Here is a 23,133-nt window from a genome sequence, read left to right as displayed (position 1 = left end):
GAGGCGCACCCGTTGCGGGTGTGCCTACGCTCGTGCGGTGACCCGAATCGCCTCAGTCGCCGGAGTGCTCCCCGACCACCGGTACCCCCAGGCCGAGGTCACCGCCGCCCTCGCCGACATGCTCGGCGCCAGGGGCGTGGACCGCGCCCTGCTCGAGCGGATCCACGCCAACGCCGGGGTCAGCCAGCGCCACCTCGCCCTCCCCCTGGAGCGGTATGCCGGGCTGCGCGACTTCGGTGAGAGCAACGACGCGTTCATCGCGGCGGCGGTCGAGCTCGGGTCGCAGGCCGTCGTGGACGCGCTCAAGGACGCGGACCTCACGCCGGCCGATGTCGACCTCATCCTCTCCACGACCGTGACCGGCCTCGCCGTGCCGTCCCTCGACGCGCGGATCGCGGCCCGGATCGGCCTGCGACCCGACGTGAAGCGGGTGCCCGTCGTCGGGCTGGGCTGCGTCGCCGGTGCTGCGGGCGTCGCGCGCGTGCACGACCACCTGCTGGGCCACCCGGACGACGTCGCGGTGCTGCTGTCGGTCGAGCTGTGCAGCCTGACGGTCCAGCACGACGACACCTCGACCGCGAACCTCGTCGCCAGCGGCCTGTTCGGCGACGGCGCCGCGGCCGTCGTCCTGCTCGGCTCGGGCCGGGCTGGGGCCGGGCCCACCGGCGACGACGAGGACGGCGAGGACAGCGGCCGGGGACGCCCCGACGTGCGGGTGCTGTCGACGCGCAGCCGCCTCTACCCCGACAGCGAGCGCGCGATGGGCTGGGACATCGGCGCCACCGGGCTGCGGATCGTCCTCGGCGTCGAGGTGCCCGAGCTCGTGCGCACCCACCTGCGTGCCGACGTCGACGGCTTCCTCGCCGACCACGCCCTCACCCGGGCGGACATCGGCTTCTGGGTCGCGCACCCCGGCGGCCCGAAGGTGCTCGAGGCCATGGAGGACGCCCTCGAGGTGCCGGACGACGCGCTCGGCGTGACCTGGCGGTCGCTGGACCGGATCGGCAACCTCTCGTCGGCCTCGGTGCTGCACGTCCTCGCGGACACCCTGCGCGAGCGGCCGCCGGCACCCGGGTCGTACGGCATGCTCATGGCCATGGGTCCCGGCTTCTGCCTCGAGATGGTGCTCCTGCGGGCCGCGGGCTGAGGCTGGCGTGGACACCTCCCAGCTGCTCTACGCGGCCCTCGTCGTCGCGGTCGGCCTCGAGCGCCTGGCCGAGCTCGTCGTCTCCCGTCGGCACGCCGACTGGGCGTTCCGCCGTGGCGGGGTCGAGTTCGGGCGCGGCCACTTCCCCGCGATGGTGGCGCTGCACACGGCCCTCCTCGTGGGGGCGCTCGTGGAGGTCCTGGTCGCGGACCGGCCGTTCGTGCCGGCGCTCGGCTGGCCGATGCTCGTCCTGGCCCTGGCGTCGCAGGGACTGCGCTGGTGGTGCATCACCACCTTGGGACCGCAGTGGAACACCCGGGTCATCGTGGTGCCCGGCCTTCCCCTCGTCAGCGGCGGCCCGTACCGCTTCCTGCGCCACCCCAACTACGTGGCGGTCGTCGTGGAGGGGTTCGCGCTCCCCCTCGTGCACAGCGCCTGGGTGACGGCCGTGGCGTTCACGGTGCTGAACGCGGCGCTGCTGACGGTGCGCATCCGCGTGGAGGACCGGGCGCTGCGCCCGGAGCAGGTCCCCGCATGACCGGCGGCAGCCCGGTGGACGTGCTCGTCGTGGGCGGCGGGCCCGTGGGGCTCGGCTGTGCCCTGTATGCCGCGCGGCACGGCCTCACGGTGCAGGTCCTGGAGCCGCGTAGCGGCCCCGTCGACAAGGCCTGCGGCGAGGGGCTGATGCCCGGTGGGGTGGCGGCCCTGGCCGAGCTGGGGGTCGAACCGGACGGTCACGCGTTCCGCGGCATCCGCTACCTCGGCCCGACCGCGAGCGCCGTCGCCGACTTCCGCGCAGGCACCGGTCTCGGGGTCCGCCGCACCGAGCTGCACGACCGCCTCTCGGCGCAGGTCGCCCGCGCCGGGGTCGAGGTCCTCCCGCTGGCGCTCGACGGGCTCGACCAGCACGCCGACCGCGTCGAGGTCCGCACCCGCGGGCACCACGGCACCGCCGGGGCGACCCTTGCCGCCCGCAACGTCCTCGCCGCCGACGGCCTGCACTCGCCGACCCGGCGGCTGCTGCGGCTCGACCACCCGGTGGGCGGGCGGCCACGGTTCGGGCAGCGGCAGCACTTCCGGGTCGCACCGTGGTCCGACCACGTCGACGTCCTCTGGGGTGCCCGCGCCGAGGCGTACGTCACCCCCGTCGCCGACGACGTGGTCGGGGTCGCGGTCCTGAGCGACCACCGCGCACCGTTGAGCGAGCACCTCACCGGGTTCCGGCCGCTGCTCGAGCGGCTCGCCCGCTGTGAGGCTGTCTCCGCCGTCGCCGGCGCGGGACCGCTGCGCCAGCGCAGCCGTCGTCGCGTGGCCGGGCGGGTGCTGCTCGTCGGCGACGCCGCCGGCTACGTCGATGCCCTCACCGGCGAGGGCATCTCCCTCGGCCTCGCCCAGGCGCGCGCCGCGGTGGCGGCCGTCGTGGCCGGGCGACCCTCGCAATACGAGCGAGGCTGGGTGGCAGCCACCTGGCGCTGCTCGCTGCTGACCGGGGCCCTGCGCCAGTCGACCCGCCCGCGCCTGGTCCGCCGGGCGCTGGTCCCGGCCGCCGCCGCGGCACCATGGGTGTTCTCGGCCGCCGTCAACGAGCTCGGGCGGGCGGCGTGACCGAGGTCGTGGTCCTGCTCGACGAGCGCGGGAACGCCGTCGGCACGATGCCCAAGGCGGCGGTGCACCACGGCTCGACGCCGCGGCACCTGGCGTTCTCGGCATACCTCTTCGCCCCCGACGGCGCCCTGCTGGTCACGCGCCGCGCCCTCGGGAAGGCCACCTTCCCGGGCCTGTGGACCAACTCGGTCTGCGGGCACCCCGCGCCGGGCGAGCCGCTGCCGCAGGCGGTGGCGCGCCGGGCGCGGGACGAGCTCGGCACCCAGCCGGTCTCGCTGCGCCTGGTCCTCCCCCGGTTCACCTACCGCGCGGAGATGGACGGCGTGGTGGAGGACGAGTGGTGCCCCGTGTATGCCGGCGAGCTCGCCGACCGTTCGCTGGCGCCGCTCCTCGACGAGGTCGCCGACACCACATGGGTGCCGTGGCAGGAGTTCGCCGACGACGTGCTGTCCGGCCGGCGCGAGGTGTCCGTGTGGTGCCACGAGCAGGTGCGCGAGCTGACCCGCCTCGGACCCGTCCCGGCGGCGTGGCCGGAGGGCGACGCCGCACAGCTCCCGCCGGCCGCCCGGACCTGAGCGAGCTCCCGGCATACATCTGTCTGTGACAGACTGACATCGTGGCAGCAGCGTGGCGACGGTTCCGCAGGCGTCTGGGCACCGAGGTGGCTCGGCCCGACTGGGTCCGCGAGCACCCGCGCGCCCCGTGGGCGGCCGTGCTGGCGGTCTGCCTGGGCGCGTTCATGGGCCAGCTCGACGCCAGCATCGTCGCCCTGGCCTTCCCCCGGATGGGGTCGGACTTCGGGGCTCCCCTGGCGCAGGTCCAGTGGGTGTCGCTGGCCTACCTCGGCGTGCTGGCGGTCGCGCTCGTCCCCGTGGGCCGCTGGTCCGATGCGCGGGGCCGCAAGCTGCTCTACGTCTACGGGTTCGGCCTGTTCACGCTGGCCTCGGCCGCCTGCGGGTTCGCCCCGACGCTGGGGTGGCTGGTCGCGGCCCGGGCGGTCCAGGGCCTGGCTGCCGCGCTCCTGCAGGCCAACAGCGTCGCGCTCGTGGTGCGCAGCGTCGACCGCAGCCGCGTCCGCGCCGCCCTCAGCGTGCAGGCCGCGGCACAGGCCCTCGGGCTGGCCGCCGGCCCGGCGCTGGGCGGCGTGCTCGTCGAGGGCCTCGGCTGGCGGTGGGTGTTCTGGGTCAACGTCCCCATCGGCGCGGTGGCCATCGTCACCGGCCTGCTGCTGCTGCCCCGCAGCCGCGACCTGCTCGAGCGGGAGCGCGGCGACCTCAGGGGCGCCGCCCTGCTGGGGGTGAGCACGCTCCTGGCGCTCTGGGTGCTGGCCCAGCTCGCCGAGCCCCACCCCCTGTGGGTCGCCGTGGGCCTCGCCGCCGTGGTGGCCGTCGCGACCATGACGGCGTTCTGGCAGGTCGAGCAGCGGGTGCAGGCACCCCTCGTCTCCCCCGCGAGGGTCCGCGAGTCCGGGATCGGCGCCGGGCTGGTCGGCGCCCTCCTCGGCTACCTCGCGCTCTTCGCCCCGCTGGTGCTGTACCCGCAGGTGTTCCACGCCTGGGGCGCGGGCGTGGGCCGCGGCGGGCTCGTGCTGACCTGCCTGCCGGTGGGCTTCGCCCTCACCGCGCTGTTCGGGGCGCGCGTCGGGCGATCGATGGGCAACGCGACCCGCGTGCGCCTCGGCGCCCTGGTCGCGGCCGCGAGCGCGGTCCTGCAGTGCCTCACCTGGTCCTCCCCCGGCCCCGTCGCCGCCCTGCTCGTCCTCAGCGGGGCGAGCCTCGGCCTCGTCCTGCCCGCCAACAACGCCATGGTGATGACCGCGATCCCGCCCGAGGCGTCCGCCGTCACCGGCGGCATGATCAACGTGGCCCGGGCGCTCGGCACCTCGGTCGGGGTCGCGCTCGCCGCCCTGGGCGTGCGCGTCGGCGAGGCCCGGGGCTGGGCCGGGGCACCGCTGGTCCTGGGCGCCCTGGCGGTGGCCTGCCTGCTCCTCGCGCTCACCGCGGGGTCCCGGCAGCCGGGCACAGCGGCGGGGTGCCCTGACGGCGTGGGAGCCTGACGCCATGGGTGCAGCCGGGCCGGACCTGACCTTGACCTTCGCGGACCTCGTCGCCCGCCTGCGCCGCGCCATGCGCCGGGCCGCACGCGCGAACCTCCCCACCCTGCCGCTCAGCGTCGCCCAGCTCGAGCTGCTGAGCGTGGTGGAGGAGCGGCCGGGGTCGCGGCCGGGCGAGCTCGCACAGGCGCTGCGCCTGGCTCCCAACTCCGTGAGCACCCTGGCCAACACGCTGGCCACCGCGGGGATGCTGGAGCGCGCCGCCAGCGCCGCCGACAAGCGCGCGGTGGAGTACTCGCTGACGCCTGCCGGCGCGGCCCACGTGGCCTCCTGGCGACAGGTCAACGGCACGTCGCTGGCGGCCGCCGTCGAGGCCCTGCCCGCCGCCGACCAGGAGGTCCTGGGCCGCGCGCTGCCCGTGCTGGACCGGCTCGTGGACCTGCTCGAGGAGCAGACCGACGGCACGGACGACGCCTAGGCTCGCGCCCCCGCGCCAGCGGTGGAGGGGGCCATCCGGACCCGGGCCACGACGCCGGACGCCGCGGTGAGCACCGCGACGGCCAGCACGGCCGCCCTGATCCCCCACACGTCCGCGAGCACCCCGGCGAGCAGCGCGCCGACGGCGAAGCCGCCGTCGCGCCACAGGCGGTAGACACCGACGGACCGTGCCCGCCAGGCAGGGTGGGCCACGTCGCCGATGACGGCCAGCAGCGTGGGGTAGACCATGGCGGTAGCGGCACCGAGCAGCGCGGTGGCCACCAGCCACCAGCCGAAGCTGTCGGCCGCTGCGACCAGCCCGAGCGCCAGCGCCTGCACGAGCATGCCGGCCACGATGAAGCCGCGACGGCCCCAGCGGTCCGACAGCGCACCCGTGGCGACCTGGCCGAGGCCCCACACGGCCGGGTACGTCGCGGCCAGCCAGCCGATCCGGCCGACGGACAGCCCTGCACCGGCGAACAGCACGGGGAACAGCCCCCACGCCAGCCCGTCGTTGAGGTTGTTGACGAGCCCCGCCTGGCTCGCAGCCGACAGCGTCCGGTCGCGCCAGCTCGTCCTGGCGAAGACCTCCCGGTCTGACAGCTCGCTCCTCGAGGGAGCGCCGTCCGTGAGCGCCTCGCGCCGGGCGTGGTGGTGCGTCTCGCGCACGGCCAGGCTCGAGAGCCCGAGGCCGAGCGCGGCGAACGCGATGCCGAGCAGGAACGGCTCCGGGCGCAGGCCGGCGCGGGCCGCGATCCAGCCGGTGGCCAGGGCGGTCGCGGCGACCGCACCGTAGCCGGCGGCCTCGTTCAGCCCCATGGCCAGCCCGCGGCGGGCCGGGCCGGCGAGGTCGATCTTCATGACGACGGTGGTCGACCACGTCAGTCCCTGGCTGATGCCGAGCAGGACGTTGGCCGCGACGACCCACCACCAGGTGGGGGCCCAGATCAGGAGCAGCGGCACCGGCACGGCCACCAGCCAGCCCGCGACGAGCACGGGCTTGCGGCCGTGGCGGTCCGACCACGCGCCGGCGGCGTAGTTGGCCACGGCCTTGGACAGGCCGAAGGCGACGATGAACGTCAGGGCCGCGGTGTGGGCGTGCAGCCCGAAGACCTGGCCGGCCAGGAGCGGCAGCACCGTGCGCTCCTGGCCGAGCATGCCGCCCACGAGGGCGTTGACGGCGACCAGCAGGGTGAACTGGGCCGCGTTGGCACGCAGCCCGAGCCGAGGTGCCGGCGACCCGTCCTGAGCTGTCTCGGGGGCGGCGGGGGACGTCACCGGGTCAGGCGAGGGTGAGGAAGAGCTTCTCCATCGTCGCCTGGTCCTCGGCGTTGATGCCGTCGGGCGACGTCAGGCACTCCCGCATGCCCGAGGAGACGATGGCGAAACCGGCCCGGTCGAGCGCCCGGTTCACCGCGGCGAGCTGGGTGACGACGTCCTTGCAGTCACGGCCCTCCTCGATGAGGCGGATGACGCCGCCGATCTGGCCCTGCGCGCGGCGCAGCCGGTTGATGACGGGGGTCATGTCGTCGCTGTTGAGAGTGACCATGGGGGTCTCCTGGGTTGGTGCGAAGGGTCAGTCGGTGAGCGAGGCCAGCGCCGCGGTGAGCCTCTCACGCGCGTCGTCGGCGACACCGCCGAGCTCGGCGTTGTCCGTGAGGGCGACCATGACCTGGGGGTCCATGGCCTCGACGAGGGTCGTGCCCTCGTCGACCGCCCGAACGACGACGTTGCACGGCAGGAGCAGGCCGATGGACGGCTCCGCCGAGAGCGCCGCGTGGGCCAGCGGCGGCCGGCAGGCCCCCAGGATGACCTGCGGGGCGATGTCGACGTCGATCTTGGCCTTGAGGGTCGCGGCGAGGTCGATCTCGGTCAGCACGCCGAAACCCTGCTCCGCCAGCGCGGCCCGGGTGGCCTCGAGGGTCGGGGCGAAGGCCTGCGTGACGGTTGCGCTCAGTGCGTAGCCCATGTCGGTTCTCCTTGTCGTCGTTCGGTCGGTCGATCGGGTCGGGCGAGCCGGCCGGCTCAGGCGGTCTGCTGTGCGGCGACCTGGGCGCGGACGTCGTCCATGTCCAGGCCTCGCACGCCGGCGATCACCTGGTCCAGCGCGGAGGCCGGCAGGGCGCCGGGCTGGGCGAACACGAGGATGCCGTCCCGGAAGGCCATGAGGGTGGGGATGGACGTGATGCTCGCCGCCGCGGCGAGCGCCTGCTCGGCCTCGGTGTCGACCTTGCCGAAGACGATGTCGGGGTTCTGCTCCGAGGCGGCCTCGAAGACGGGCGCGAACTGGCGGCACGGGCCGCACCAGGCGGCCCAGAAGTCCACGAGGACGATGTCGTTCCCGGTGATGGTGGCCTCGAAGTTGGCACCGATGAGGGTCTGGGTGCTCATGTCTCTCTCCTGTGTCGGAAGTGTTTCGCCGATACCGGCTGGGGTATGTAACCGAGGCGCGCGGGAGAACATTCCCCGCTGCCCCACTCCTTGTGCCCCAAGGCGTCCGGGCGGCTCGACACGCCCGGACTCGATTTGACTGGAATACCCCCGAGGGTACTACGGTTGCGTCTCGTCGGATACCCCACTAGGTATCTCCCCCTCACCTGAAGGAGTTCTCCGATGTCCGAGGTCGCCCTCGACACCTTCGCCGCCGCCCACGCGGACGGCGCCACCGTCATCGACGTCCGCGAGCCCGGCGAGTACGTCGGCGGGCACGTCCCCGGCGCCGTGCTGGTGCCGATGGGACAGCTCCCGTCGCGCACGTCCGAGCTGGACCGCAGCCGGCCGCTCTACGTCATCTGTGCGACCGGCAACCGCAGCGGCGCGATGACCGACTACCTGCGCCGCGCCGGTTTCGACGCCTGGTCCGTGGCCGGCGGAACCTCCGCCTGGGCCCGCTCGGGCCGCCCGGTCATCACGGGCACCCGGCCGCAGGTCGCGTGACAGACCGCACCCCAGCCTCCCGACCCTGAACCGCCACACCCCGAAGGACATCCCATGAACACGGACACGACCGTGAGCACCCCGGTCATCGTGCCGATCGACACCCCCACCCTCGGCGACCGCTCCTACCTCGCGCACGACGGCTCGGTGGCCGTCGTCGTGGACCCGCAGCGCGACATCGACCGGGTCCTGGCCCTGGCAGCCGAGGCGGGCGTCACCATCACGCACGTCTTCGAGACGCACATCCACAACGACTACGTCACCGGCGGCCTCGCCCTCGCCCGGGCGACGGGCGCGGCATACCACGTCAACGCAGCCGATGACGTCAGCTACGACCGCACTCCCATCAGCGACGGCGACCTCGTCGAGGTCTCCCCCACCCTGCGGGTGCGCGCGATCGCCACGCCGGGCCACACCTACACGCACCTGTCCTACGCGCTGGAGTCCGCGGCCGCGCCGGGCGAGGTCTTCGACCCGGTCGGCGTGTTCACCGGCGGGTCGCTCCTCTTCGGCGCCACCGGACGCCCGGACCTGCTCGGGCACGACCACACCGACGCCCTGGTCCACCACCAATTCGCCTCGGCCCACCGGCTCGCGGACGAGCTGCCCGAGCACACCCACGTGCTGCCCACCCACGGCTTCGGCTCGTTCTGCTCGGCCGGGTCCACCGGGGACACGACCGCGTCGACGATCGGCGCGGAGAAGCGGCAGAACCCCGCCCTGACCCAGGCCGAGGAGAAGTGGGTCGCGGACACCCTCGCCGGGCTCGACGCGTACCCCGCGTACTACGTGCACATGGGACCGGCCAACAGCAGCGGCCCGGGCGCCCCCGACCTCGACGCGCCCGCGACCGCCGACAAGGAGACCCTCGCGGCCCGCATCCGGGCCGGCGAGTGGGTCGTGGACCTGCGGACCCGGACCGCCTTCGCCGCCGGCCACGTGACCGGGACCCTCAACTTCGGCCTCGACGGCCAGTTCGCGACCTACCTCGGCTGGCTCATCCCAAGGGGCACTCCCCTGACCCTGCTGGGCGACTCGCCCGAGCAGGTCGCCGAGGCTCAGCGGGAGCTGGTCCGCATCGGCATCGACCGGCTCGAGGGCGCCGCCACGGGGACCCCCGAGGACTGGACCGACGAAGAGCTCGGAAGCTTCGAGCGCGCCGTGTTCGCCGACCTCGCACAGGTCCGCCACCACCGACGCGTCCAGGTCCTCGACGTCCGCCGCGTCAACGAGTTCGACGAGGGCCACATCGAGGGCGCCGTGAACATCCCCCTGCACGAGCTGCTGGAGCGCCTCGACGAGGTCCCCGCCGGCGAGGTGTGGGTGCACTGCGCCGGCGGCTACCGCGCGTCCATCGCAGCCTCCGTGCTCGCAGCGCGCAAGGTTCCCGTGGTGGCCGTCGACGACAGCTTCGGCGAGAACGCCGCGGCCGCCGGCCTCCCGATGGCGTCGGCCGCCTGACCGGGCACCACGCCCCACCACCCGTCCGCATCCACGAACCGTCCCCACACCACCACTCTCGAAGGAGAACCACCATGTGCCGTCCCGTCAACTGCAAGGTCTGCGGCAAGACCACCTGGGCCGGCTGCGGCCAGCACGTCGACCAGGTCATGGCCGGCGTCCCCCGCGCCGACCGCTGCGCCGGACACAGCGATGCCGAGAAGGCGGCCGCGTCCGGCGGCGGCTTCCTGTCCCGACTGTTCAGCCGCTGACCCCGCTGCGGGGCCGACCGACCCCGCAGCGAGCAGCCGCTCGACAGTCCCGTTGCACCGGGCGCCGGCACCCCTTCGCAGCGTCCGGTCGCGCCCACCCGGCTCCCCCCGGCCGGACCCGTGGGCGCACCTCGCCGGGGACAGGGGACATCCCCCCACCCCTGTCTCCGGCACCCCATCAAGGAGTCCCTGACATGTCACCGCTCGTCCTGCCCGTCGGGCTGCTCATCGGCCTGTCCCTGGGCGCACTGGGTGGCGGCGGCTCGATCCTCACCGTCCCCGCCCTCGTGTACGTGCTGGGGCAGGACCCCAGGCAGGCCACGACCAGCTCCCTGCTGATCGTCGGCATCACCTCGCTGATCGCGATGCTGCCCCACGCCCGCCGCGGCAACGTCCGGTTCGGGCAGGGGCTCGCCTTCGGCGCACTCGGCACCGCAGGGTCGGTCGCCGGCTCGGCGCTGGCGACCCACGTGCGCCCCGCCGTCCTGCTCTCGGCGTTCGCCGCCCTCATGCTCATCGTCGCGACCCTCATGCTCCGGCGGTCGCTGCGTCGTGCGCACGCCGACGACGCCGAGGACGGGACGGCGACCGAGCCCATGCTCACCCTGCGACCCCTCACCTGCGCCTGCCCGCGCGTCGCCAAGGTCGTCGTCACGGCAACGGCCGTCGGCCTGCTCACCGGCTTCTTCGGGGTGGGCGGCGGCTTCGCCCTCGTCCCGGCCCTCGTGCTCGCCCTGGCCTTCCCCATGCCCGTCGCCGTGGGGACCTCGCTGCTCGTCATCGCCGTCAACAGTGCCACGGCGCTGGGGGCCCGGGCCGGCAGCGGGATGTCGCTCGACTGGGGCGTGATCCTCGCCTTCACCGCGGCGGCAGTTGCCGGCAGCCTCGTGGGCGGGCGCGTCGCAGCCCGCGTCGCGCCGCGGCACCTCACCCGCGCGTTCGCCGTGCTCCTGGTCGCCGTCGCGCTGTACACGGCGGCCCGCAGCGTCCCCAGCCTGTTCTGAGCCAGCGGCCCGACCTCGGGCGTCGGGCGCCCGGCCCCTGCGGCGCCGCCATCCATCCTGCGCTCCACGCATGTCGCGCTCACCCATCCCGCCCTGCCACCCATCCGGCACGACCACCCCGCAGAAACCCCGACCCGCGAAGGACCCATGACCTCCTCCTCCACCACCACCACCGGCCGCCCGACGGCCCTGGACGCCCCCGCCCTGCGCGAGTGGCTCGAGGGCGACGACGCCCCGCGCCTCCTCGACGTGCGCACGCCGGCCGAGTTCACGACGGCCCACATCCCGGGCTCCTACAACGTGCCGCTGGACCTGCTCCGCGAGCACCGCGAGGAGCTGCGACGCCACCTCGACGAGGACGTGGTCCTCATCTGCCGTTCTGGCGCCAGGGCCGGCCAGGCCGAGGGCCTGCTCACCGCGGCCGGGCCCGGCAACGTGCACGTCCTCACGGGCGGTGTCACGGCGTGGGAGTCCGCCGGCGGCCCACTGACCCGGGGCGCCGGGACCTGGGAGCTCGAGCGACAGGTACGGCTCGTGGCCGGCGGCATCGTGCTGACCGGCGTGCTCGCCAGCGTCGTCGCCCCCTGGACGAAGTGGGTCTCGGCCGCGGTCGGCGGCGGGCTGGTCGGCGCAGCGCTCACGGACAGCTGCCTCATGGGCATGGCCCTGTCCAGGCTGCCGTACAACCGGCGCAACAGCCCCGACCTGGCCGCTGTGCTGGACGCGCTGCGCGACTGAGGGCGGGGCCGCGGCCGAACCGAGGCGTCTGCGGGCGTGCGGACCAGGCGGGCCCCGGGCGACCGGGGACCTGCCCCGGCACGCACCGCGCCGTCCCTCACCAGCCCCAGACGGTGGCGGCGTCGAGCGCGGCCGCAGGCTCCTCGGCAGCTGCCGCGAACGCGGTCAGCGCCTGGACGAGCTGCGCGGCCTCAGCCCGGGGCATGGTCTGGACGATGCTTCGGATGGCCGAGCGCCGCCGCTCGGTCACCTCGTCGACGACCTGGCCGCCGCGGTCGGTCAGGTCGATGACCACCTCGCGCCGGTCGAGGTCGTTCTCCCGCCGGGTGACGAGGTCGGCCGCGATGAGCCGGTCCACGGTGCGCAGAGCGGTCGACGGCGTCACGCCCAGGCGCTCGGCGAGCCGGTTCAGGCGCGTCTCGCCGTGACCGCGGAGGACGACGAGCACCCGGAACTGCGTCACCGTCACGGACTCGTCGAGGTCCGCGAGCGACCGCGCCGACACGCCCACCAGAACACGGGAGGCGGTCAGCAGCGCGGTCACGAGATCGTCGACCTCGGCGTCGTCAGCAGGCACGGTCCATTCTCCCCACACGCCGGGTCCGGCCACGGAAGGGGTCGGTTTTGCATTGCTCAGGTCAATTCTTGCACAATGCAACTCATGCCGTCAGCCGCGACCTTCGCCCCCTCCTCCCGCCGACGCCTGGGGTTCGTCCCCACCGAGCGGCTCGGCATCTGGCTGCGGACCTCGAGCACGGCCCTTCTCGCACTCTCCCTCGGCGTCGGTGCGCTGGCCGCCCTCTTCGCCGTGCTCTTCCGGTGGCTCATCGGCACCTTCACCCGCCTGTTCACCGGGCACTCCGACTACGCCGCCGCCGCGGGATCGGCGAACCCCCACCTGCCGGCGCTGGGTCCCTGGTTCGTCGTCCTCGCACCCGTGGTCGCCGGGCTGCTCTACGGCCCCCTGGTCCACGCCTTCGCCCGTGAGGCACGGGGGCACGGCGTGCCCGAGGTCATGTATGCCGTGGCCCACCGGGGCGGGCGCATCGCCCCGCAGGTCGCCGCGGTCAAGGCCCTGGCGTCGGCCCTGTGCATCGGCGGCGGGGGCTCGGTGGGCCGGGAGGGTCCGATCGTCCAGATCGGCTCCGCCCTGGGCTCCACCGTCGGCCGCATCGGCCGGCTGACCGAGCCGCGACTGCGTGTGCTCGTGGCCTGCGGGGCCGCGGCCGGCATCAGCGCGACGTTCAACGCCCCGCTCGCCGGCGTCTTCTTCGCGATGGAGCTGATCCTCGCCGACTTCACCGCCGAGGCCTTCGGCATGGTCGTGCTGGCCTCGGTCACCTCGAGCGTGATCGGGCGGGCGGTGCTCGGCGACGTGCCCTTCCTGAGGCTCCCGGCCTTCAGCGTGCACGGGGCCCACGAGTACCTCCTCTTCGCCGCGCTCGGCCTGCTCGCCGGCCTCGTCGGCGTCGGGTTCACCCGGGTCCTCTACGCCATCGAGGACGCCTGCGACGCGCTCTGGCGTGGTCCGGAGTGGCTGCGCCCCGCGGTCGGTGGTGTCGCCCTCGGGCTGCTCCTCCTCGTGCTGCCGCAGATGTACGGCGTCGGCTACCCGGTGCTCGGCGCGGCCATCGACGGCCGGTATGCCGTGGGCTTCCTGCTGCTGCTCCTCGTGGGGAAGATGGTGGCCACCAGCCTGACGATCGGGATCGGCGGCTCGGGTGGGGTCTTCGCCCCCAGCCTGTTCATCGGGGCGATGCTCGGCACCGCCTTCGGCGAGGTGGTGCACCTCGTGGCACCGGCGAGCTCGGGTCCGGTGGGCGCCTACGGGCTCATCGGCATGGGCGCGGCCTTCGCCGGCGCGGCCCGCGCCCCCATCACCGCAGTCGTGATCCTGTTCGAGCTGACCGGCGAGTACTCCATCATCCTGCCGCTCATGACTGCGATCGTGCTCGCCACCGGCGTCAGCCACGCCATCAGCCGCGACACCATCTACACGCTCAAGCTGCGGCGGAGGGGTGTCGACCTCGGGACGCCGCCCGAGGCCGTCGCGCACGACAACCGCCGCGTCCGCGACGTCATGTCGCCCGCGCCGGCGCCCGTCGCCGACACCGCGCGGCTGCCGGAGGTCGCCGCGGCGCTCGGCCGGTCGCCAGCGGGCGTGCTGCCCGTGCAGAACGCTGCCGGCGAGGTGGTGGGGGTCGTGACCAGCCGGGCCGTCTTCGACGCCCTGGCGGACGGCCTGCACGACGGCGCCGCCGCCTCCATCGCCACCGAGGTCCCGACGACGGTGGGCACCGCAGACCTCGTGCCCGAGGCTGGAGAGACGTTGCGCCACAGCGGTCTCAGCGCCGTACCGGTGGTCGACACCGACGGCACGGTCGTCGGCTGGCTGGGCTACCAGGACCTCCTGTCCGTCCGGGCAGCAGCGCGCGCCGGCTAGTGCCGGTGGGCGCCGTCCTCGTGCCCGTCCCCGGAGCCGTTCATCTGCGCCAGCATGGGGACACCGCCGGTGCGCACGAAGCGGGTCACCAGCACCGCCGCCAGCACGAGGAAGACGAGGTTGAGCCACGTCGTGTAGTTCCACGTGAACGACGCCTCGGTCACCGTGGCCGCGCGCTCGTGGGGCACCAGGCCGAGAGGCCGGAAGACGAGCTCCACGGCATACCCCGTCAGGACCATCGCCAGGTAGAACACGCCGGAGATGCGCAAGGCGGCGGCCGTGCCGTAGTAACGGCGGTAGATGAGCAGGATGGGGATGATGAGCAGGTCGGCGAAGATGAAGCTGACCACTCCCCCGAAGCTGATGCCGCCGTTCCACAGCACCGCTGCCAGGGGCACGTTCCCGACGGAGCAGACGAAGCTGACCACCGCCACGAGCGGCCCGGCGACAGGACCCCACAGCGACGCCAGGACCGGGTTGCCGGTGAGGAAGAACGCCTGCAGCCACGAGACCGGCACCCACGCGGCCACGACCCCCGCCACCAGCAGCCCCAGCACGAGGTCACGGATGACGGAGGCCCAGTCCATGACGAAGTAGTGCGACACGGCCGTGACGCCGTCGCGGGACGCCAGCCGGCGCCACCACGACCCCTCCCCCTGGACGGACATGTCCATGCTGGCGTGGCCCTCCATCGCACCGGCCCGGCCCCGCTCGGCCTCCTCCCGGGCGCGGTCCACCACTCGGCCCCGCAGCCACAGCCGGAAGCCGACCGCGACCAGGACGATCATGAGCGGGCCACCCACGAACTCGGCCAGGGTGAACTGCCAGCCCATGAAGAGGGCGAGGATGATGCCGAGCTCGAGGACCAGGTTCGTCGACGCGATTTCGAAGGCCATCGCCGACGCCAGCGACGCGCCCTTGACGAACAGGGAACGGGCCAGGGCGACGGCGGCATACGAGCACGATGACGACGCGGCGCCCAGGCCCGTCGCCCAGGCGAGGTTGCGCGGCGAGTCCCCCGCCAGGTACCTGCGCACCACCTCGCGCCGCACGACGGCCTGCACCACGCCGGACAGCGTGAAGCCGAGGATGAGCGGCCACAGGATCTGCCACCCCATGCGCGCGGCCATCACCACGGGCTCCGCGATCGTGCCGAGGATCCCGCCGTCGCCGCTCATCACTCGCCGTCCTCCACCGTCGTCCACTACCCGCTTTGGTACCTACCCTTACGTAAGGGTAGAGTGCGGGACATGGGTCCGCACGCCGACATCGGTCTGCTCCAGATCGGTGACGTCGCCGAGCGCACCGGCCTGAGCCTGCGGACCATCCGTCACTACGAGGAGGTCGGCCTCCTGCCGGGCACGCAGCGCTCGGCGGGCGGCTTCCGGCTCTACACCGAGGACGCCGTCAGCCGGCTGCTGCTCATCAAGCGGATGAAGCCCCTGGACTTCTCGCTGGAGGAGATGCGCGACCTCATCGACCTGCGCGACCGCCTGGCCTCCCCGCGCCTGTCCGCCGGCACCCGCGCGAAGCTCCTCGACCGGCTCGCCGCGTACGAGACGCTCGTGACGCACCAGCTCGAGGTCCTGCGCGAGCGCGTGGACAACGCGGAGGCGTTTGCCGCCCAGCTGCGAGGAGAGCTCCGCGCACCGCAGGCCACCGCACGACAGACCACCCCGCGTCAGCGCTGACGCGCGCTCACCTCCGCCTGCCGACCCGCTCGGCACCCCGCCGACCCGCTCGGCACCCCGCCGGCCCGATGCCGGTCCGATGCCGGTCCGGCGCCTGCCGTTCCCCTTCCCCCACGTTGGAGTACTTCTGTGCCTGGCACGTCCCCTGCCCACGTCCCCACCGCCGGACCCGACAGCTCGCCCGGCCCCGACACCTGGCCCGCTCGCGACACCGCGGCGGGGTCGCCGCACGAGCCTGCGAGCACCTCGGTGCGTGCGGCCCTGCGCTCCCCCGCCCGGCTCCGCACCGAGGTCCTCGGCGGCCTCGTGGTGGCCCTGGCGCTCATCCCCGAGGCGATCTTGTTCTCGATCATCGCCGGCGTCGACCCGCGGGTCGGGCTGTTCGCCTCGTTCACGATGGCGGTCTCGATCGCCTTCCTGGGCGGCCGTCCGGCGATGATCTCCGCGGCGACTGGCGCGGTCGCCCTGGTGATCGCCCCCGTCGTGCGCCAATACGGGCTCGACCACCTCGTGGCGACGGTGATCCTCGCCGGCGTCATCCAGGTCGCCCTCGGGCTGCTCGGCGTCGCCAAGCTGATGCGGTTCATCCCCCGCTCGGTGATGGTGGGCTTCGTCAACGCCCTGGCCATCCTCATCTTCCTCGCGCAGCTGCCCCACCTCGTGGGCGTCCCGTGGGCGGTCTACCCGCTGGTCGTGGTGGGCATCGCCGTCATGGTCCTGCTGCCGCGCCTGACGACGGTCGTCCCGGCGCCGCTCGTCGCGATCCTCGCCCTCACGGCATTCACGGTCGGCACCTCGCTGGCGGTCCCCACCGTCGGCGACGAGGGGAAGCTGCCCGACAGCCTGCCCAGCCTCTTCCTGCCGCACGTCCCGCTCACGCTGCACACGCTGTCCGTCATCGGCCCGTACGCGCTCGGCATGGCACTGGTCGGGCTCATGGAGTCGCTCATGACCGCCAAGCTCGTCGACGACGTGACCGACACCCACTCCTCCAAGACCCGCGAGGCCTGGGGCCAGGGCGCCGCCAACATCGTCACCGGCTTCTTCGGCGGCATGGGCGGCTGCGCGATGATCGGGCAGACGATGATCAACGTGAAGGGCTCCGGCGCGCGGACGCGGATCTCCACCTTCCTGGCCGGCGTCTTCCTCCTCGTCCTCGTCGTCGGCCTCGGCGACCTCGTCGGCACGATCCCGATGGCGGCCCTGGTCGCCGTGATGGTCATGGTGTCGGTCGGGACGTTCGACTGGCACAGCGTCCGGCTCGCCACGCTGCGCCGTATGCCGCGCAGCGAGACCGCGGTCATGGTCGCGACGGTCGTGGTCGTCGTCCTCACCCACAACCTGGCGATCGGCGTGGTCGTCGGCGTCCTCGTGGCGATGGTCCTGTTCGCGCGGCGGGTGGCCCACTTCACGCAGGTCGTGGAGGTCGCGCAGCCGGACCCGGGGACCAAGGTGTATGCCGTGGTGGGCGAGCTCTTCTTCGCCTCCAGCAACGACCTGGTCACCCAGTTCGACTACGTCGGCGACCCGGACCGCGTCGTGATCGACCTGTCCGGCTCGCACGTGTGGGACGCCTCCTCGGTGGCGACGCTCGACGCCATCACGACCCGCTACCGCAGCAAGGGCAAGGAGGTCACGATCACCGGCCTCGACGAGGCCAGCCAGGAGCGGCACGACCGCCTCGCCGGCCACCTCGCGGGCGCCCACTGACGCAGTCCGGGCGGCGTCGCGGCCGCCCGGGACGGACCACTGGCCCGGACCGCTGGCCCGGCCCGCGGGACGGACCACGGGCCCGACCGGCGTCGCGCCGGCCGGGCCCGTGGGGGGTCCGGGCACGTCGCCCGGGTCACGGGCGCGCGTGCGGGAGCAGGTCAGGCGAGGGGCTTGGCCGCCTGGACGAACTCGTTGGTGTAGGTCTTGGACAGGTCGATGCTCTTGCCCTTCACCTTCGGGTTGAACTCGCCCAGGACGGCGAGGCAGGTGGACGGGCCGTCGCTCGGCATCAGGCCGGTCGGGTTGAAGATGCCCTTCTCGCTGTCCAGCGCCTTGACGTAGGCGTCCTTGCCGACGCCCTTGTAGTAGTCGGCCGGCATCTTGTCGGCGATCTCGGCGGCGGAGTGGCCCTGGATCCACGTGAGCGTCGAGACGTAGGCGTTGACGAGCTTCTGGACGGTGTCCTTGTGGGCGTCCACCCAGCTCGTCTGCATGTAGAGCGACGTCGCGGGGTAGGTGCCGCCCAGCGCAGCCTTGGAGCCCTCGGCGGTGCGCATGTCGAGCAGGATGAACGCCGTCCCGTCCGAGACGGCCTGGGAGACCGTGGGCTCGGTGGTCATGCCGCAGTCGATCGCCTTCTGCTTCATGGCCGCGATGAAGGTCTGCCCGGCGCCGACGCCGCGGCGGGTCTCCTGGCTCGGGTCGACCCCGTTCTTCTTGCTGAGGTACTGGGTGAGGAAGTCGGTCGAGGAGCCGGTGTCGGTGATGCCGAGCTGGCGGCCCTTGAAGTCGGCCGGGCTCTTCACCTTGCCCTTGAGGTCGCTGCGGCACAGCTCGACCTCGCCGGGGATCTGCAGCATGGAGACCACGGCCTCGGACGACTTGCCCTGCGCCTGCAGGGCGATGTTGTGGTCGTAGAAGCCGCCGACACCCTGGACCTGGCCCGCCAGCATGTTCTCGGTGGCGTCACCGCCGGCGGGCTCGTCGACGAGGTTCACGTCCACGCCGGCCTTGTCGTAGTACCCGAGCTGCTTGGCGAGCATGAACGGCAGGTAGATCTGCTTGCTCATGCCGCCGACCATGATCGTGACGGTGGGCGCCGAGGCGTCCTTGGCGCCTGCCGAGCTGCTGGACGAGCCGGCGGAGCCGCCGGACGTGCTGCCGGAGGCGTTGTTGGCGCAGGCGGCCAGCGAGACGCTGGCCAGGGCTGCCGTCGCGACGGCAGCGAGGCGCTTGGTGTTCATGCACTCTCCTTTGAGTTGCGGTGCTTGCGTGGTGTGCGGTGCTGGGCTGGGGTGCGGAGCGTCCGTGGGCTGGGGTGCCCGGCGGGCGCGAGGTGGTGGTCAGTGGGACCAGGTCGAGCGGTGGCCGGACCTGCCGGCGGCGGCGTCACTCGATGGCCGCTCCCCCGTGCGCCTGCGGGGGCCGCCAGCGCAGGAGCCGCCGCTCGAGGACGGTGATGAGCCCCTCGGCGGTGAGCGCGATGACCGCCACGAGGACCATCCCCGCGAGCACGCCGTTCATGTCGAAGTTGTTCTGCGACGAGCGGATCAGCAGGCCGAGTCCCTTGTTGGCGCCGAGGATCTCGCCGACCAGGGCTCCGATGAGGGCGAACCCGAAGCTGATGTGCAGGCTCGCGAGGATCCAGGTGAACGCGGACGGCAGGACGACGTCCCGGGCCACCTGCCAGCGGGTCGCGCCGAGCAGCCGGGCGTTGGCGATGAGGTTCCGGTCGACCTCACGGGCGCCCTGGAAGGCGTTGAAGAACACCCCGAAGAACACGAGGACCACGGCCAGGATCACCTTGGACTGGATGCCGAAGCCGAACGCCACGGTGAAGATCGAGCCGAGGATGATGCGCGGGATCGAGTTGGCGGCCTTGAGGAACGGCGCGAACAGCTCGGAGAGCAGCTGCACCCGGCCGAGCGCGATGCCGAGGACGATGCCGAGCACCGACCCGATGACGAAGCCGAGCACCGCCTCCTCGAGCGTCGTCACGACCTGCTCGCCGAGCGAGCCCTGGCTCGTGCCGACGGTCACCCAGTCGCGCAGGTCGGCCCAGACCCCCGAGGGCTCGCCCCAGAAGAACGGGTCGACCACCTTGGCGTTGACGAGCAGCTGCCACGCGGTGAGGGCGATGACGACGATGGCACCGCGCGCACCGGCGAGCACCAGCCGGCGTCGCCGCGCCGCCTGTCGCGGGGACGACCCGCCGCGCCGGGCGCCGGCCACGGGGGCCTGCACCCGCTCCGCCCGGGTCGCCTCGGAGAGCGAGGTGTCGTTGCCGGCGGGGCTGTCGTGCGCGGTGTCGATCATGACGCCACCGCCACGGCTCGCGTGGTGCGGGCGTACGCCTCTTCGACCTCGGCCCGAAGCGCCTCCCAGATCTGCTCGTACAGCCGCACGAACCGGGGGTCGAACCGGATCTCCTGCACCACCCGCGGCCGCGGCAGGTCGATCTCGAACTCGGCCTTGACCGTGCCGGGGCCGGCGGTGAGGACGACGACCTTGTCCGCGAGGGCGATCGCCTCCTCGAGGTCGTGGGTCACGAAGACCACGGCCGGCCGGGTCTGGTCCCACAGCTGGAGCAGCTCGGTCGACATGATCGCCCGCGTCTGGACGTCGAGGGCCGAGAACGGCTCGTCCATGAGCAGGATCCGAGGCTGGTTGATGAGCGTCTGCGCGAGGGCGACGCGCTTGCGCATGCCGCCCGAGAGCTGGTGGGGGTAGCGGTCCTCGAACCCGCTGAGGCCCACGCGGCGCAGCCAGTCCCGCGACTGGCCGAGCGCCTCGGACCGTGACACCCCGCGGTAGACGGGTCCGGCACTGACGTTGTCCAGCACCGTGCGCCAGGGGAAGACGGCGTCCTGCTGGAAGACGAAGCCGGTGCCGACGCCGATCCCGCGGACCGGCTCGCCGTGGACGAGCGCCTCCCCCTTCGACGGCCGCTCGAGTCCCGAGACCAGCGTCAGGGTGGTCGACTTGCCGCAGCCGGTCGGACCGACGACGGCGCAGAACTGGCCGTCCTCGACCGTCAGCGACAGGTCCTGCAGGGCGGTGTACGTCCCGCCGTCCGACGTCGCGAACTTCTTGGTGACGTTCCGCAGCTCGATGGCCGCCATGGGGAAATCCCTTCTCGTCGTTGAGTTGCGTCACCGTAGGAAGAGGGCCGTGGCTGCCGGAAGCGTTGTGCGCGTTGCGACCGATACCCGCGATAGCGATGGTTTTGTGCAATCTGCTCAGTCATGCTGGTTCCGGCGCCACCGAGGGCGCCGGGGCGCCACCGTCGGCGCGACCACGAGGACGGGAGAGGTATGCCGCGACTGGGCCGGACGCTGGCGGCGCGCATCCTCGCCGCGGTCCTCGGCATCGTCGTGGTGACCCTGGCCGTGGGCTTCGCGCTGTTCTCCCGCCTCGCCGCGAACCAGGCCGACGCACAGGCGCGCGAGCAGGCGGCGGGCATCGCCGAGGCCGTGGGTCGCTCCCCCGAGGTCGCCCGGGCCCTGGTCGACGGCGACCCCGGCAACCAGATCCCCGCCCTGGCCGAACGCGTCCGCTCGAGCACCCACGCCTCGTACGTCGTGGTCATCGACCGCGGCGGCACACGCCACTCCCACCCGAACCCCTACCTCATCGGGCAGCGCGTGGAGGAGCCGGTGGTCGCGCTCGACGGCAGGGTCCACACCGGGATGAACGAGGGCAGCCTCGGCCGGTCCGCGAACGCCAAGGCGCCCGTAGTCGCGGCCGACGGGAGCGTGGTGGGCGAGGTGTCGGTCGGCATCCTCGAGACCCAGGTGAGCGGTCGCCTGCACGCCGAGCTCGCCGACATCGCGCTCTACTGCGCGGTGGCCCTGGCCCTCGGCGTCGGCGCCTCCCTCCTGCTGGCACGCGCCATCAAGCGGGTCACCTTCGGGCTGGAGCCGGCCGAGATCGTGGGGCTGGTCCAGGAGCGCGAGGCGATGCTGCACGGCATCCGCGAGGGCGTGCTCGGGGTGGACGCGGCCGGCGGCATCAACGTCCTCAACGACGAGGCCCGGCGGCTGCTGGGCCTGCAGCACGCGCGCCTCGGGCAACGCGTCGAGGAGCTCCTGCCCAAGGGACGCGTGCGACGGATCGTCACGGGCGAGGTTCCCGGCTCGGACCTCGTCGCCGTGACGGACGAGCACCTGCTGGTCCTCAACCGGCGGCCGGTCAGCGTCGCGGGGCGCGACGCCGGCTCGGTGGTCACCATCCGGGACCGCACGGAGATGGAGGCGCTGCTGCGCCAGCTCGACTCGATGGAGGGCCTGTCGACGGCGCTGCGGGCGCAGGAGCACGAGTTCTCCAACCGGCTTCACGTGCTCGCGGTGCTCCTCGAGCTCGGGGAGGTCGAGGAGGCGACGCGCTACAGCAGCCAGCTCCAGGCCGAGACGACGTATGCCAGCGAGGAGGTCCGCACGCGGATCGGCTCCCCCGTCGTCGCCGCCCTCCTGCTCGCCAAGGCGACCGTCGCCGCCGAGCGTGACGTCGCCGTGCGGCTCGCCCCCGAGAGCCAGCTGCGGGCCGACGAGGGTGGCGAGCTGCCGCTGGTCTCCGTGCTGGGGAACCTCGTCGACAACGCCGTCGACGCAGTCGCCAACGACCCGCGGACCGCGGGCGACAGCCCGCGCGGGACCGTGACCGTGACGCTGACGACGGCCCCCGGGACGGACGGCCGCGCACGGCTGCACCTCGTCGTGGAGGACACCGGCCCCGGCATACCGCACGACCAGCTGCGCGAGGTGTTCGTCGACGGGTTCACCACCAAGGAGCCGCGCGGCGCCATGCGCCGTGGCGTCGGGCTCGCACTCGTGCACCGACTCGTCACGAGGGCCGGCGGCACCATCGTCGCCAGCTCGCCCGGCGGCGCGCGGTTCGAGGTCACGCTGCCGCTGCGGGTCGCCGAGGTGGCGTCGTGATCCGGGTGCTCGTGGTCGACGACGACTACCACGTGGCGCACGCCCACGCCCTGAGCGTCGCCAAGCTGCCCGGCCTCGAGGTGGTGGGCCAGGCGCACAGCGGCACCGAGGCGCAGGAGCTGGTCGGGTCGACCGCGCCCGACCTGCTGCTGCTCGACATGTACCTGCCCGACTTCGACGGGCTCGACCTGGTCCGGCGGCTGGCCGCCTCAGGAGGTCGCGTCCCCGACTTCCTGCTGGTGACGGCCGCCCGGGACATCGAGTCGGTCCGTACCGCGATGCAGCTCGGCGCCTTCTACTACCTCGTGAAGCCGTTCACCTTCGCCGCACTCCGCGAGCAGCTCGAGGCGTACCGCGCCTGGGCGCAGCACGCGCAGACGGCACCCGAGGCCGACCAGGAGACGATCGACGCGCTCTACCGGATGCGCTCGACGGCCCCGCGGCGACCGCCGGCGACCCCGTCGCTCCAGCCGACCATGGCCAAGGTGCTCGACATCGTCGCGTCGGCGCCGCAGCCGATCGGTGCCAGCGAGGTCGCGGCCATCCTCGGCGCGAGCCGTCCGACGGCGCAGCGGTACCTCGCCACGCTGACGAAGAAGCGGTTCCTCGACCTCGACCTCGCCTACGGCAGCACCGGCCGGCCGGAGCACCGCTACGTGCGCCGCCGCACCTGAGC

Annotated in this window: 25 protein-coding genes; 16 read left to right on the top strand and 9 right to left on the bottom strand. The window is 73.4% G+C overall.

What is annotated here, in order from left to right; translation table 11 throughout:
- Positions 1-37: 37 nt before the first annotated feature.
- From J2X64_RS15575 to J2X64_RS15550, 6 genes are read left to right on the top strand one after another with little or no spacing between them, the layout of a single operon-like run.
- Entirely contained in the window at positions 38-1,147 is a 1,110-nt protein-coding gene (locus J2X64_RS15575; RefSeq protein WP_310156504.1) for a 3-oxoacyl-[acyl-carrier-protein] synthase III C-terminal domain-containing protein, read from the top strand.
- 7 nt (positions 1,148-1,154) lie between these two features.
- On the top strand, positions 1,155-1,685 hold the full coding sequence (locus J2X64_RS15570) for an isoprenylcysteine carboxyl methyltransferase family protein (RefSeq protein WP_310156502.1): 531 nt from the start codon (positions 1,155-1,157) through the stop codon (positions 1,683-1,685).
- Entirely contained in the window at positions 1,682-2,752 is a 1,071-nt protein-coding gene (locus tag J2X64_RS15565; protein WP_310156500.1) for an FAD-dependent oxidoreductase, read from the top strand. The genes J2X64_RS15570 and J2X64_RS15565 overlap by 4 nt, the downstream gene beginning before the upstream one ends.
- Positions 2,749-3,327 (top strand): isopentenyl-diphosphate Delta-isomerase, encoded by a 579-nt coding sequence (gene idi, locus J2X64_RS15560; protein ID WP_310156498.1) that lies wholly within the window; start codon positions 2,749-2,751, stop codon positions 3,325-3,327. Before J2X64_RS15565 ends, idi begins: the two co-directional genes overlap by 4 nt.
- Before the next feature lie 41 nt (positions 3,328-3,368).
- Positions 3,369-4,808: an MFS transporter gene (locus tag J2X64_RS15555; RefSeq protein WP_310156496.1), complete on the top strand. Its 1,440-nt coding sequence runs from the start codon at positions 3,369-3,371 to the stop codon at positions 4,806-4,808.
- Positions 4,809-4,812: 4 nt separating this feature from the next.
- Positions 4,813-5,283 (top strand): MarR family transcriptional regulator, encoded by a 471-nt coding sequence (locus J2X64_RS15550; RefSeq protein ID WP_310156495.1) that lies wholly within the window; start codon positions 4,813-4,815, stop codon positions 5,281-5,283.
- Here J2X64_RS15550 and J2X64_RS15545 read toward each other — a convergent pair.
- Genes J2X64_RS15545 through trxA form a run of 4 tightly spaced genes read right to left on the bottom strand, consistent with a single transcriptional unit; the run spans position 5,280 to position 7,673 of the window.
- Positions 5,280-6,560: an MFS transporter gene (locus J2X64_RS15545; RefSeq protein ID WP_310156493.1), complete on the bottom strand. Its 1,281-nt coding sequence runs from the start codon at positions 6,558-6,560 to the stop codon at positions 5,280-5,282. The genes J2X64_RS15550 and J2X64_RS15545 overlap by 4 nt on opposite strands.
- Before the next feature lie 4 nt (positions 6,561-6,564).
- Positions 6,565-6,831 carry a metal-sensitive transcriptional regulator gene (locus J2X64_RS15540; protein WP_310156491.1) on the bottom strand — a complete coding sequence of 89 codons (267 nt, stop codon included), beginning with the start codon at positions 6,829-6,831 and terminating at the stop codon, positions 6,565-6,567.
- 27 nt (positions 6,832-6,858) lie between these two features.
- The gene (locus J2X64_RS15535; RefSeq protein WP_310156490.1) at positions 6,859-7,251 is read right to left on the bottom strand and encodes a DUF302 domain-containing protein; all 393 of its coding nucleotides are present in this window, start codon (positions 7,249-7,251) and stop codon (positions 6,859-6,861) included.
- A gap of 56 nt (positions 7,252-7,307) precedes the next feature.
- Positions 7,308-7,673 (bottom strand): thioredoxin, encoded by a 366-nt coding sequence (trxA, locus tag J2X64_RS15530; RefSeq protein ID WP_310156488.1) that lies wholly within the window; start codon positions 7,671-7,673, stop codon positions 7,308-7,310.
- A 222-nt stretch (positions 7,674-7,895) separates the two neighbouring features.
- On the opposite strand from trxA, the gene J2X64_RS15525 reads away from it, so the two are divergent.
- The 5 genes from J2X64_RS15525 (at position 7,896) to J2X64_RS15505 (ending at position 11,673) form a co-directional block, all read left to right on the top strand.
- The gene (locus J2X64_RS15525) at positions 7,896-8,219 is read left to right on the top strand and encodes a rhodanese-like domain-containing protein (RefSeq protein ID WP_310156486.1); all 324 of its coding nucleotides are present in this window, start codon (positions 7,896-7,898) and stop codon (positions 8,217-8,219) included.
- 54 nt (positions 8,220-8,273) lie between these two features.
- A complete protein-coding gene (locus J2X64_RS15520; RefSeq protein WP_310156484.1) occupies positions 8,274-9,680 on the top strand; it encodes an MBL fold metallo-hydrolase in 1,407 nt (468 codons plus the stop codon).
- A gap of 74 nt (positions 9,681-9,754) precedes the next feature.
- Positions 9,755-9,931 carry a hypothetical protein gene (locus tag J2X64_RS15515; protein ID WP_310156482.1) on the top strand — a complete coding sequence of 59 codons (177 nt, stop codon included), beginning with the start codon at positions 9,755-9,757 and terminating at the stop codon, positions 9,929-9,931.
- Positions 9,932-10,125: 194 nt separating this feature from the next.
- The gene (locus J2X64_RS15510; RefSeq protein WP_310156480.1) at positions 10,126-10,935 is read left to right on the top strand and encodes a sulfite exporter TauE/SafE family protein; all 810 of its coding nucleotides are present in this window, start codon (positions 10,126-10,128) and stop codon (positions 10,933-10,935) included.
- A gap of 147 nt (positions 10,936-11,082) precedes the next feature.
- On the top strand, positions 11,083-11,673 hold the full coding sequence (locus tag J2X64_RS15505; RefSeq protein ID WP_310156477.1) for a rhodanese-like domain-containing protein: 591 nt from the start codon (positions 11,083-11,085) through the stop codon (positions 11,671-11,673).
- Positions 11,674-11,770: 97 nt separating this feature from the next.
- Here the strand turns inward: J2X64_RS15505 and J2X64_RS15500 are convergent, their stop codons facing one another.
- Positions 11,771-12,250, bottom strand: a complete 480-nt coding sequence (locus tag J2X64_RS15500) for a MarR family winged helix-turn-helix transcriptional regulator (RefSeq protein WP_310156476.1) — start codon at positions 12,248-12,250, stop codon at positions 11,771-11,773.
- Positions 12,251-12,334: 84 nt separating this feature from the next.
- Here J2X64_RS15500 and J2X64_RS15495 point away from each other — a divergent pair, with 84 nt between their 5' ends.
- Positions 12,335-14,116 (top strand): chloride channel protein, encoded by a 1,782-nt coding sequence (locus J2X64_RS15495; protein ID WP_310156474.1) that lies wholly within the window; start codon positions 12,335-12,337, stop codon positions 14,114-14,116.
- On the opposite strand, the gene J2X64_RS15490 is transcribed toward J2X64_RS15495, so the two are convergent.
- Positions 14,113-15,294 carry a permease gene (locus tag J2X64_RS15490; RefSeq protein WP_310156472.1) on the bottom strand — a complete coding sequence of 394 codons (1,182 nt, stop codon included), beginning with the start codon at positions 15,292-15,294 and terminating at the stop codon, positions 14,113-14,115. The genes J2X64_RS15495 and J2X64_RS15490 overlap by 4 nt on opposite strands.
- Before the next feature lie 72 nt (positions 15,295-15,366).
- Between J2X64_RS15490 and J2X64_RS15485 the strand changes: the two genes are divergently transcribed.
- Entirely contained in the window at positions 15,367-15,807 is a 441-nt protein-coding gene (locus J2X64_RS15485) for a MerR family transcriptional regulator (RefSeq protein WP_310156470.1), read from the top strand.
- Positions 15,808-16,056: 249 nt separating this feature from the next.
- Positions 16,057-17,517, top strand: a complete 1,461-nt coding sequence (locus J2X64_RS15480) for a SulP family inorganic anion transporter (RefSeq protein ID WP_310157567.1) — start codon at positions 16,057-16,059, stop codon at positions 17,515-17,517.
- Between the two features lie 161 nt (positions 17,518-17,678).
- Here the strand turns inward: J2X64_RS15480 and J2X64_RS15475 are convergent, their stop codons facing one another.
- From J2X64_RS15475 to J2X64_RS15465, 3 genes are all read right to left on the bottom strand, one after another.
- Complete coding sequence (locus J2X64_RS15475) at positions 17,679-18,764, bottom strand: ABC transporter substrate-binding protein (RefSeq protein WP_310156468.1); 1,086 nt, start codon at positions 18,762-18,764, stop codon at positions 17,679-17,681.
- Between the two features lie 145 nt (positions 18,765-18,909).
- Entirely contained in the window at positions 18,910-19,836 is a 927-nt protein-coding gene (locus J2X64_RS15470; RefSeq protein WP_310156466.1) for an ABC transporter permease, read from the bottom strand.
- Positions 19,833-20,642: an ABC transporter ATP-binding protein gene (locus J2X64_RS15465; protein ID WP_310156464.1), complete on the bottom strand. Its 810-nt coding sequence runs from the start codon at positions 20,640-20,642 to the stop codon at positions 19,833-19,835. The genes J2X64_RS15470 and J2X64_RS15465 overlap by 4 nt, the downstream gene beginning before the upstream one ends.
- Before the next feature lie 192 nt (positions 20,643-20,834).
- On the opposite strand from J2X64_RS15465, the gene J2X64_RS15460 reads away from it, so the two are divergent.
- On the top strand, positions 20,835-22,457 hold the full coding sequence (locus tag J2X64_RS15460) for a sensor histidine kinase (RefSeq protein WP_310156462.1): 1,623 nt from the start codon (positions 20,835-20,837) through the stop codon (positions 22,455-22,457).
- Complete coding sequence (locus J2X64_RS15455) at positions 22,454-23,131, top strand: response regulator (RefSeq protein ID WP_310156460.1); 678 nt, start codon at positions 22,454-22,456, stop codon at positions 23,129-23,131. Before J2X64_RS15460 ends, J2X64_RS15455 begins: the two co-directional genes overlap by 4 nt.
- Positions 23,132-23,133: the final 2 nt, after the last annotated feature.

The organism is Phycicoccus sp. 3266 (assembly GCF_031456495.1).
Classification (GTDB): domain Bacteria; phylum Actinomycetota; class Actinomycetes; order Actinomycetales; family Dermatophilaceae; genus Pedococcus.
The sequence above is the reverse complement of the archived record's forward strand: the minus strand, read 5'-3'. Positions and strand labels throughout refer to the sequence as shown.

Bases quoted from the DNA above. Each gene is read 5' to 3' on its own strand.
- J2X64_RS15510 (WP_310156480.1), top strand. From the start codon at position 10,126: ATGTCACCGCTCGTCCTGCCCGTCGGGCTGCTCATCGGCCTGTCCCTG.
- J2X64_RS15495 (WP_310156474.1), top strand. From the start codon at position 12,335: ATGCCGTCAGCCGCGACCTTCGCCCCCTCCTCCCGCCGACGCCTGGGG.
- J2X64_RS15550 (WP_310156495.1), top strand. From the start codon at position 4,813: ATGGGTGCAGCCGGGCCGGACCTGACCTTGACCTTCGCGGACCTCGTC.
- J2X64_RS15470 (WP_310156466.1), bottom strand. From the start codon at position 19,836: ATGATCGACACCGCGCACGACAGCCCCGCCGGCAACGACACCTCGCTC.
- J2X64_RS15565 (WP_310156500.1), top strand. From the start codon at position 1,682: ATGACCGGCGGCAGCCCGGTGGACGTGCTCGTCGTGGGCGGCGGGCCC.
- J2X64_RS15505 (WP_310156477.1), top strand. From the start codon at position 11,083: ATGACCTCCTCCTCCACCACCACCACCGGCCGCCCGACGGCCCTGGAC.
- J2X64_RS15540 (WP_310156491.1), bottom strand. From the start codon at position 6,831: ATGGTCACTCTCAACAGCGACGACATGACCCCCGTCATCAACCGGCTG.
- J2X64_RS15535 (WP_310156490.1), bottom strand. From the start codon at position 7,251: ATGGGCTACGCACTGAGCGCAACCGTCACGCAGGCCTTCGCCCCGACC.
- J2X64_RS15515 (WP_310156482.1), top strand. From the start codon at position 9,755: ATGTGCCGTCCCGTCAACTGCAAGGTCTGCGGCAAGACCACCTGGGCC.
- J2X64_RS15490 (WP_310156472.1), bottom strand. From the start codon at position 15,294: ATGAGCGGCGACGGCGGGATCCTCGGCACGATCGCGGAGCCCGTGGTG.
- J2X64_RS15475 (WP_310156468.1), bottom strand. From the start codon at position 18,764: ATGAACACCAAGCGCCTCGCTGCCGTCGCGACGGCAGCCCTGGCCAGC.
- J2X64_RS15520 (WP_310156484.1), top strand. From the start codon at position 8,274: ATGAACACGGACACGACCGTGAGCACCCCGGTCATCGTGCCGATCGAC.
- trxA (WP_310156488.1), bottom strand. From the start codon at position 7,673: ATGAGCACCCAGACCCTCATCGGTGCCAACTTCGAGGCCACCATCACC.
- J2X64_RS15525 (WP_310156486.1), top strand. From the start codon at position 7,896: ATGTCCGAGGTCGCCCTCGACACCTTCGCCGCCGCCCACGCGGACGGC.
- J2X64_RS15460 (WP_310156462.1), top strand. From the start codon at position 20,835: ATGCCGCGACTGGGCCGGACGCTGGCGGCGCGCATCCTCGCCGCGGTC.
- J2X64_RS15465 (WP_310156464.1), bottom strand. From the start codon at position 20,642: ATGGCGGCCATCGAGCTGCGGAACGTCACCAAGAAGTTCGCGACGTCG.
- J2X64_RS15485 (WP_310156470.1), top strand. From the start codon at position 15,367: ATGGGTCCGCACGCCGACATCGGTCTGCTCCAGATCGGTGACGTCGCC.